Raw genomic sequence first — 9276 nt, 5'->3', positions numbered from 1 at the left:
GGCGGCAGTGGCGGCGGCGGACATTGCGCGCGCAGCAGGCTTGCCAGCTCCCGACAGGCATCGGTGACGGTGAACACGCCCGCCAGCCGCCCCTTGCGCGTGACCAGTGCCGAGCCGATGCGCCGCGTCACCAGTGCGTCCAGCACCTGATCCAGTGGTGTGTGCAGATCCACCACGTAGACATCGGCCGCCATCGCCTCACGCACGGTGAGCCCACTGGCCCCTGCGTAATCGGGATCAATGCCGAGCAGCAACTTGATGTCGCGGTCGCTGATCACACCCGCCAAACGGGCACCGTCGAGCACCGGCAGATGGTGCAGGCGATGGTGGTTCATGAACTCGCGTGCCTGGGACAGCGGTGCATCGGCCGCTATGGCGTGCGGAAACGGGGTCATGAAACTGCGAACTTCTGGCATCCGTTTCATCACGGAACCCTGTAACGGACACGTGCGGCCAGCATGCCACAGGACGCCCGCTATCCGGTTGGCGCCACCGCCTGCGGCAGCCCCCGCTCATACCAGGCGCGCGTGCGATTGACCAACGCCACCAGCGCCAGCATGACCGGCACCTCGACCAGCACACCGACCACGGTCGCCAGCGCGGCGCCCGAGTGCAACCCGAACAGGCTGATCGCCACTGCCACCGCCAGCTCGAAGAAATTGGAGGTACCGATCAACGCCGCCGGCGCGGCGACCGCCAGCGGCACCCGCCAGGCCCGCGCCCACAAGAAACCGATGCCAAAGATCAGCGCCGTCTGCAGCAACAGGGGAACGGCAATCAACCCAATGTCGAGCGGACGCTGACTGAGCGTTGGCCCCTGAAAGGCGAACAGCAGGCCAACCGTCAGCACCAACGCGGCCACGGTCAACGGCTTGATGCGCGCGGTGAACGCCTGCACCGCCGCCGCGCCGCCGCGACGCAACAACCGGCGTCGCATCAGGTTGCCGGCCAGCAACGGAATCACCACGTACAGGAGCACCGACAGCAGCAGCGTTGTCCACGGCACCGTTACCTGGGTGACCCCAAGCAGCAGCGCCACGATGGGCGCGAAGGCGAACACCATGATCAGGTCGTTCACGGCCACCTGCGCCAGGGTGTAGTTGGGATCGCCACGGGTCAGGTTGCTCCACACGAACACCATGGCCGTGCAGGGCGCCGCGCCGAGCAGAATCATGCCCGCGATGTAGGACTGCGCCAGCTCTGGGCCGACCCAGTCACCCCACAGCGGCCCGAAAAACAGCCAGGCCAGGGCGGCCATGGTGAACGGCTTGATCAGCCAGTTGACGGTCAATGTGATCAGCAGGCCCCGCGGCCGCTCGCCGACGCGCCGCACGGCGGCGAAATCGACGCTGACCATCATTGGGAAAATCATGGCCCAGATGAGCACCGCCACCGGCAGGTTGACGTACGCGTACTCGAGGCGTGCCAGCGCGACGAACGGCGCCGGGAGCACATTGCCGAGCAGCGCGCCGGCCAGCATGGCGGCGGCCACCCAGACGCTCAGATAGCGCTCGAAGATGCCCAACGGGGAACGGTTGACGGCAGAGGATGCCTGCGACATGACGAACTCCGGGATTCCCTGCACCGAGCCGGGCTTCCCCGGCAAACCCGTGAGTTTACCGGCCGCGTGCGGCAGAAACGTGACGCTACGGCGCCGCACCACCCGCCAGGTACACGTCGAAGCGCACCGCCCGGCCCTTGAACACGAGGTCCGCATCCGGCGCCAGCGCCGGCGCGTGCAACGGCCGCTTGACCACCACCCGTCGCGTGGCCCGTGAGCGGGCACGTGCCAGCAGCTCGACGCCGGTATCGTCGTCACCGGTCAGTTCGCGCACCAGTTGCAGCTCCCGCCGCGGCAGGGCGGTGCGCCCCTCGCCGGGGAACATGGGGTCGATGTAAACGACATCCGGCGCCGGCAGCGCCGGCTCGGCCAGCACGGCACGCGCATCGGCGAGCCGCAGCTCAATACAACCGGGCCCCGGCAGGGTCGGCGCACGGCCGAGCGCGTCCTCGACCAGGGCGTGGATCACCGGCTCACGCTCACAGGCCATCACCTCGAAACCGGCCCGCGCCAGCCGAAAGGCGTCCGTGGCAAGTCCCGCTGTGAGATCAAGCAGGCGCGCCGGGCGCCGCTTGACGCGCGTCGCGCGCAGCAACTCGCCGCCGCCATGGTGGCCGATCTGCGCGAAATCGACCCGCAGCGGCTTCAGGCGGCGCCCGGGCGCGCGCAACTCCAGGCCTTGCTCGCCGTAGGCCAGCAACAGGCCGGCGCCGGACGCGGCATCGACCAGCGGCAGGCCAAGACGGCCGGCCAGTGCCTTCGGGCGGCGATCGCCCGGCGCGGCGAGCACCGCCACCGGGTGCTCAGGACTTGCGCCTGTCACCGGGCCAGGCGTCGGACTGCATTTCGATGAGCCGGCTCACCGTGCGCTGGAACTCGAACCCCATCCGTTCGCCCGGGTACAGCTCGGTCGGCGGCGCGGCGGCCGACACCACGAGATTCACGCCCTGGTCGTACAGCACGTCGACCAGGTTCATGAACCGGTGCGCCACGTCGTACTCGTCGGCCGTCAGCTGTGGCACGCCGGACAGCAACACGGTGTGAAAGCGTTCGGCCAGTTCCAGGTAATCAGCCGCGCTGCGCGCCGTGCGGCACAGGGCATCGAACTCGAACCAGGCCACGTCGCTGCCGCGCCGATGCACCGCCACCATCCGCCCGTTCACCTGCAGCGGCGCGGTCTTGTCGTGCTCGGGCACCAGATGCCTGAACGCCTGTTCCATGCCAGCACGCGCCGCCGGGCCGAGCGGGGTCAGATAGCGCGTCACGTCCTGCAGCGCGCGGTGCCGGTAATCGGTGGGGCCGTTGAGCTCGATGACATCGAGCCGTTCCTTGAGCAGCGCGATGGTCGGCAGAAACCGCGCCCGCTGCAGACCGTGCAGGTAAAGGTCATCGGGCCGCCGGTTGGACGTGACCACCAGGAACACGCCGCGTTCCAGCAGCCCCTGCAGCAGGCCGCCGAGCAGCATGGCGTCGGCCACGTCGTGCACCTGGAACTCGTCGAAGCACAGCACCCGCGCCTGCTGCGCCCAGCCGTCCGCAATGCGTGGCAGCGGGTCCGGCACGTCGCCCAGGCGACGACGCTCGGCATGCACCGCCTGCATGAACTGATGGAAGTGGAGCCGGCGCTTGCGCTCGCCGGGCACGCAATCGAAGAACAGGTCGAGCAGGTAACTCTTGCCGCGGCCGACGCCACCCCACAGGTAGGCACCGGCACAGGAAGGCGTCTGCGCGCGGCCGGTGAGCCGCGCCAGCCAGGACACGCGCCGCGGCGCCTGCTCGATACGCGCCAGCAGCGCGTCCAGGCGACCGGCCGCGGCATCCTGCTGCGGGTCGGCGACGAAGTCCGGCTGCGTGGTCTCCCAGCGGTAGCGCGCCAGCGGCGTGGCCGGTGCAGCCTGCGGCATGGGGGCGGGCGGCGGCTTAGCTTACAGGTGGCGCTGCACCAGCCGCTTCTTGATGTCGGCGATGGCCTTGGCCGGATTCAGGCCCTTCGGACAGGCGCTGGTGCAGTTCATGATGGTGTGACAGCGGTACAGCCGGAACGGATCCTCGAGCTGGTCGAGCCGTTCACCCTGCGCCTCGTCACGGCTGTCGATGATCCAGCGGTGCGCCGCCAGCAGGCTGGCCGGGCCGAAGAAACGGTCCGAGTTCCACCAGTAGGACGGGCACGATGTCGAGCAGCAGGCGCACAGGATGCACTCGTAATGGCCGTCGAGCTCGCTGCGATCCTCGCGCGACTGGCGATGTTCACGCCCGGACGGCGGCGGGGTTTCGCTCTTCAGCCACGGCTCGAGCGCCGCGTACTGGGCATAGAAATGCGTCAGATCCGGCACCAGGTCCTTGATGACCTCCTGATGCGGCAGCGGGAACACGCGCACGTGCGTGCTGCGACAGTCGGCCGTGGCCTTGGTGCAGGCCAGCGTGTTGACGCCGTCGATGTTCATGGCACACGACCCGCACACGCCCTCGCGGCAGGAACGACGCAGGGTAAGGCTGCCGTCCTGGCGGTTCTTGATGTGCAGCAGGGCGTCCAGCACCATCGGCCCGCACTCGTCGAGGTCGACCTCGTACTGCTGCGTGCGCGGCGCCTGATCCGACTCGGGGTCGTAGCGGTAGATCTCGAACACCACCTTGCCGGCGGCCGGGGCCTGCCCCGGCTGCGCCGCCAGCTGCTCGCGTTCGACGCGGGCTTTTTCCGCCATCTTGTCGGTCCTCAGCGCTCAGTACACCCGCTTCATGGGCGGGATGGGGGAGACTTCATCGGTCAGGGTGCTGGCGGTCACGGCGCGGTAGCCCAGGCGCACCTGGCCTCCGACCACGTCCGGCACCCAGGCCAGCGAATGCTTCATCCAGTTGGCATCGTCACGCTCCGGGTAATCGTCGCGTGCGTGGGCACCGCGCGACTCCTTGCGCGCCGCGGCGCAATCCATGGTGGCCAGCGAGACGGTCAGCAGGTTTTCCAGCTCCAGCGCCTCCACCAGGTCGGTGTTGAACACCAGGCCGTGATCGGTCAGTCCGATTTCCGGCAGCATGGCCGCCGCCTCACGAATTTCCGTGACACCGGCCTGCAGCGTATCTTCCTTGCGGAACACCGCGCAGCGCTGCTGCATGGTGCGCTGCATGCGGTCGCGGATCTCGGCCGGCGAATGACGGCCTTTGGCGCTGCGCATGCGCTCGAAGCGCTCGATGCCCACCTGGCCGGCGTCCGGAGTGATCTTCGGCTCCGGCAGGGTCGGCAGCGTGTCCTTCAGACGCAGCGCGGCGGCCCGGCCGAACACGATGATGTCCAGCAGGCTGTTGGCCCCCAGGCGATTGGCGCCGTGCACCGACACGCAGGCGGCCTCGCCGATGGCGAACAGGCCGGGCACCACCACGTCGTTGCCGTTGCCGTCCTGGTTGATGACCTCGCCGTGGTAATTGGTCGGTATGCCGCCCATGTTGTAGTGCACGGTCGGCAGCACCGGAATCGGCTCGCGCGTGACGTCCACGTTGGCGAAGATGCGCGCCGTCTCGGAGATGCCCGGCAGGCGCTCGTGCAGCGTTTCGGCACCCAGATGCTCCAGGTGCAGCATGATGTGGTCCTTGTCGGGACCGCAGCCGCGACCCTCGAGGATTTCCACCGTCATGGCGCGCGACACCACGTCGCGCGAGGCCAGATCCTTGGCGCTCGGCGCGTAGCGCTCCATGAACCGCTCGCCGTTGGCGTTGGTCAGGTAGCCGCCCTCACCGCGTGCGCCCTCGGTAATCAGGCATCCGGCCGGGTAAATGCCGGTCGGATGGAACTGCACCATCTCCATGTCCTGCAGCGGCACGCCGATGCGCGCCGCCAGCGCCAGACCGTCACCGGTACAGATGTGCGCCGCGGTGCAGGACTGGTACGCCCGCCCGTAGCCGCCGGTGGCCAGCACCACGGCACGGGCGAAAAAGCGGTGCAGGCGCCCCTCGATCATGTCGTAGGCAACGACGCCGATGACCCGCCCGGAGTCGTCGGTCATCAGGTCGACGGCGAAGAATTCGACGAAGAACTGTGCCTTGTGCTTGAGCGACTGCTGGTACAGCGTGTGCAGCATGGCATGACCGGTACGGTCGGCGGCGGCGCAGGTGCGCTGCGCCGGCGTCTTGTGATCCGCCTGGTACTGGCCACCGAACGGGCGCTGGTAGATCTTGCCGTCCTCGGTGCGCGAGAACGGCATGCCCGCGTTCTCGAGTTCGATCACCGCCGGGATGGCGTGCTGGCACATGTACTGGATGGCGTCCTGGTCGCCCAGCCAGTCCGAGCCCTTGACCGTGTCGTAGAAATGGTCGCGCCAGTCGTCCTCGACCATGTTGCCGAGCGCTGCGTTGATGCCGCCTTGCGCCGCCACGGTATGCGAGCGGGTGGGGAAGACCTTGGACAGACAGGCCACCGACATGTTCTCGGCTGCCATGCCGAAGGTGGCACGAAGGCCGGCGCCGCCGGCGCCGACGACCACCACATCGAAGCGATGGTCGGTGAGGGTGTAGTCGCTGCTCATTCCGTTACTCACTGTCCGAACATCACGCGCAGCACCGACACCACTGCCACGGCACCGAGCCCCACTGTCAGCACCAGCAGGCCGATCAGCGCCAGCAGGTTCAGCGCCGGCACGTGGACGTAGTCCTCGATCAGCACCCGGCTGCACAGGTAGGCGTTGATCATGGCAATTAAAAAGAACAGCAGCAGAAGGCCGCCGCTGAACGGCGCCGCCACCCAGGCGCGCGCCTCGACCAGGGTCACGCCACCCGCGCTCAGGCACAACAACTGCACCAGCAACACGGCGCCGAGCACGACCAGCGCCGCGGCAGTCAGACGCTCCCAGAAAAACGCGCCGGTACCCGCGCCGGCCGCACCAGCGCCATGCGCCAACGAGCGCGCGGAACGAAACTGCGTCATCAGCCGGCCCTCATGGCAATGTACAGCCACACCAACACGGTCGCGGCGGCGGAACCGGCCACCGCCAGATGGCCGGTCAGGCGCGCCGTGTCCAGCTCGAAGCCGTAACCGAGATCCCAGGCGAAATGGCGAATCCACTGCGCGGCGTAGAAAAAGGCGCAGAAGGTCCAGCCAAACAGCATGACCTTGCCCACCACGCTGCCCCACAGTGCCGACAGCACGTCGAACAGCGCACCGCCCTGGGCGACGGCCAACAACCAGGCAGCCATGAAGACCAAACCGCCGAGCAATGCCGCGCTGCTGGCGCGGTGGAGAATGGAGGTATAGCTACCGATCAGCGGCCGGTAGACCGTCAAATGGGGCGACAACGGCCGCGATTTGCCCATGGGGCAGCTCCCTTTACGCTGTGTTGAAACAGGGTTCATGCGCACGCGCAGCCGGGCAACCCAGCCCTCTGGCCGACCGCCCAAAACTGGCTGCGCCGCGTCGCGTAGCCGGGCAGTTTATCATGCCGCCGTCGGTCGAACTGCCCCAGCCATCTTGGTGGGCCGCCCGGTATGCTTTAGAATCGCGCGCCCTCTGAAAGAAACCCCCTGCACCCTGACCGGCGCCGGGCTGCACATCTGGAGTCCCAACATGGGGATGACCGAGTCTCCGAAAACCGGCTTCGCGCCCTACCAGCCCAAGAAGGGCGAAGCCTATATGAGCGAGCCGCAGAAGGAGCATTTCCGGCAAATCCTGCGGGCCTGGCGCGACGAGCTGACCGCCGAAATGGACCGTGCCCGTCACCGCATGCAGGACGAGACCATCAATTACCCGGACCCGACCGACCGTGCCACGCAGGAGTCTGAGATGACCCTGGAGCTGCGCACCCGCGACCGCGAGCGCAAACTGATCCGCAAGATCGAGGAAGCGCTGGACGAGGTCGACACCGGCGAGTACGGGTATTGCGAATCGTGTGGCGCCGAGATCGGCCTTCGCCGCCTGGAAGCGCGGCCCACCGCCACGCTGTGCATCGACTGCAAGTCGCTGGCCGAGATTCGCGAACGCCAGATGGGCTGAACGCCCACCAGGCGTTCAGCCCTCGTAGAAACCTTCGATAGCGGCCCGATAGCGCGCCAGGCACTGCGACCGCCGCAACTTGTGGGTGGCGGTCAGCAGGCCGTTGGCCTCGGTCCACTCTTCCAGCGTCAAGTGCACGCGACGCAGCCGCGCATACCCGGGAAACGCGTGCAGGGCCGCCTCGGCGCGCGCCAGCACCGCCTTTTCCGCCTGCGGCTCGGCGAGCGCCGCCTCGTCCCGCGGATCAAGACCGAGTTCGCACGCCAGAAGCGCCCATGACTCGGCCTGCAGCACCAGCACCGCCGCCAGCCACGGCCGCCCTTCACCGACCAGCATCGCCTGGTGAATCAGCGGATCCCGCATCAGCGCATGCTCGATGTCCACCGGCGGCACCTTCTCGCCGTTGGCGAGCACGATGATGTCCTTCAGCCGGCCGGTGATGTACCAGTGCCTGCCGCGTTGCGCGGCCAGGTCGCCGGTGTGCAGCCAGCCATCGGCATCCAGCGCCGTCGCGCTGGCGTCGGCATCGCGCCAGTAACCGGCCATTAGGCCAGGGCTTCGCGCCAGCAACTCTCCCTCGCCGGACAAGCGCAGCTCCACGTCCGGCAGTGCCAGACCGACGCTGTCCGGCCGGTTGGCGTCCAGTGTGTTGACGGTCAGCACCGGGCTCGCCTCGGTCAGACCGTAACCCTGCAGCAGCGGCAGCCCGAGACCGATGAACAACCTTGAAACGGTTGGCGGCAAGGCAGCCCCGCCACAGATGGCCAACCGCAGACGCCCACCCAACCGCTCGAGTACCGGCCTGGCCAGCACCCGCCGCAACAGCGGCAACAGCATCAACAGCGGTGTGCCGGCGGCGCGCCCCTGCTGGCGCTCGAAATCGCGCCAGCCCAGGGCGACGGTGGCCTCGAAGGCCCAGCGCAGCGGCGCCGGACGGCCTGCCAGCGCGCCACGCACGGCGCTGGCGGTACGCTCGAACACGCGCGGCACGCTCACCAGCAGCGTCGGCCGCACGGCCTTCAGATCATCGGCCAGGTGTTCGATGCCACGAGAGAACGCCACCGTGGCGCCGGCCAGCATCGGCAGGTAATACCCGACCGTGCGCTCGAGCGTGTGCGACAACGGCAAGAAGGACAGAAACAGATCGTCAGGCGCCACCGGCGACATGCACTCGGCCGCCGCCGCGTTCCACAACAGGTTGTGATGGCTCAGCATCACCCCCTTGGGACGCCCGGTGGTACCGGACGTGTAGACAATGCTGGCCAGCGCGTCGCCGTCGCTGCATTCCACCCTGAACTCGCCGTGCGCCGGCAACCAGCGATCCAGCCGCTGCACACGCCCCCCATCCACGTCGCCGTCAGTCAGCACCACCCGCCGAAGGCCAGCCAGCCCACCATGCCGGACCAACCCCTCCCAGCATTCGGCGGCATCGGCCAGCAGCAGGCAGGCGCCGGCATGCTCGAGCACATACGCAGCATTGTCGGGACGATCGCCACGGTACAGCGGCACCACCACCAGACCGAGTGACAACGCGGCCAGGTCGAAGCACACCCAGTCCGGCCCATTCGGCAGCATCACCGCCACCCGGCTGCCGGGGGCCAGCCCCTCGGCCCGCAGAGCCGCCTGGAAGCGCCCCACCCGGGCCGCCAGCTGTTTCCACGTCAGCGCCTGCCAGGCAACGCCTTCATGGAACCGGTAGGCGATGGCCTCCGGACTGCGGGCGACACGCTCGCGCAGCAGG

Annotated in this window: 10 protein-coding genes; 1 reads left to right on the top strand and 9 read right to left on the bottom strand. The window is 68.3% G+C overall.

All coding sequences use genetic code 11. The annotated features are described in order from the left end of the window. The 8 genes from ABYX71_RS08325 to sdhC all read right to left on the bottom strand — a co-directional run. A partial coding sequence (locus tag ABYX71_RS08325; RefSeq protein ID WP_372696034.1) for a CBS domain-containing protein occupies window positions 1-395 on the bottom strand: 395 nt, incomplete at its 3' end. Between the two features lie 80 nt (window positions 396-475). Next, on the bottom strand, window positions 476-1561 hold the full coding sequence (gene arsB / locus ABYX71_RS08320; RefSeq protein WP_372696033.1) for an ACR3 family arsenite efflux transporter: 1086 nt from the start codon (window positions 1559-1561) through the stop codon (window positions 476-478). 85 nt (window positions 1562-1646) lie between these two features. Then, on the bottom strand, window positions 1647-2357 hold the full coding sequence (locus ABYX71_RS08315) for a class I SAM-dependent methyltransferase (RefSeq protein ID WP_372696032.1): 711 nt from the start codon (window positions 2355-2357) through the stop codon (window positions 1647-1649). Window positions 2358-2364: 7 nt separating this feature from the next. Continuing rightward, a complete protein-coding gene (gene zapE, locus ABYX71_RS08310; protein ID WP_372696031.1) occupies window positions 2365-3465 on the bottom strand; it encodes a cell division protein ZapE in 1101 nt (366 codons plus the stop codon). Between the two features lie 21 nt (window positions 3466-3486). After that, window positions 3487-4263, bottom strand: a complete 777-nt coding sequence (locus tag ABYX71_RS08305; RefSeq protein WP_372696030.1) for a succinate dehydrogenase iron-sulfur subunit — start codon at window positions 4261-4263, stop codon at window positions 3487-3489. Window positions 4264-4281: 18 nt separating this feature from the next. After that, window positions 4282-6075, bottom strand: coding sequence for a succinate dehydrogenase flavoprotein subunit (gene sdhA / locus ABYX71_RS08300; protein ID WP_372696029.1), 1794 nt, complete (start codon window positions 6073-6075; stop codon window positions 4282-4284). A gap of 8 nt (window positions 6076-6083) precedes the next feature. Further along, a complete protein-coding gene (gene sdhD, locus ABYX71_RS08295) occupies window positions 6084-6473 on the bottom strand; it encodes a succinate dehydrogenase, hydrophobic membrane anchor protein (RefSeq protein WP_372696028.1) in 390 nt (129 codons plus the stop codon). Next, window positions 6473-6859 (bottom strand): succinate dehydrogenase, cytochrome b556 subunit, encoded by a 387-nt coding sequence (gene sdhC, locus ABYX71_RS08290; protein WP_372696027.1) that lies wholly within the window; start codon window positions 6857-6859, stop codon window positions 6473-6475. The genes sdhD and sdhC overlap by 1 nt, the downstream gene beginning before the upstream one ends. A 256-nt stretch (window positions 6860-7115) precedes the next feature. Between sdhC and dksA the strand changes: the two genes are divergently transcribed. Continuing rightward, window positions 7116-7535, top strand: coding sequence for an RNA polymerase-binding protein DksA (gene dksA, locus ABYX71_RS08285; protein ID WP_372696035.1), 420 nt, complete (start codon window positions 7116-7118; stop codon window positions 7533-7535). Window positions 7536-7550: 15 nt separating this feature from the next. On the opposite strand, the gene ABYX71_RS08280 is transcribed toward dksA, so the two are convergent. Next, window positions 7551-9275, bottom strand: a complete 1725-nt coding sequence (locus ABYX71_RS08280; RefSeq protein ID WP_372696026.1) for a long-chain fatty acid--CoA ligase — start codon at window positions 9273-9275, stop codon at window positions 7551-7553. Window position 9276: the final 1 nt, after the last annotated feature.

Origin of the sequence: Immundisolibacter sp. (assembly GCF_041625615.1) — a bacterium.
Lineage (GTDB): Bacteria > Pseudomonadota > Gammaproteobacteria > Immundisolibacterales > Immundisolibacteraceae > Immundisolibacter.
Note: the sequence above shows the minus strand (reverse complement) of the source record. Positions and strands in the feature narration are given on the sequence as shown.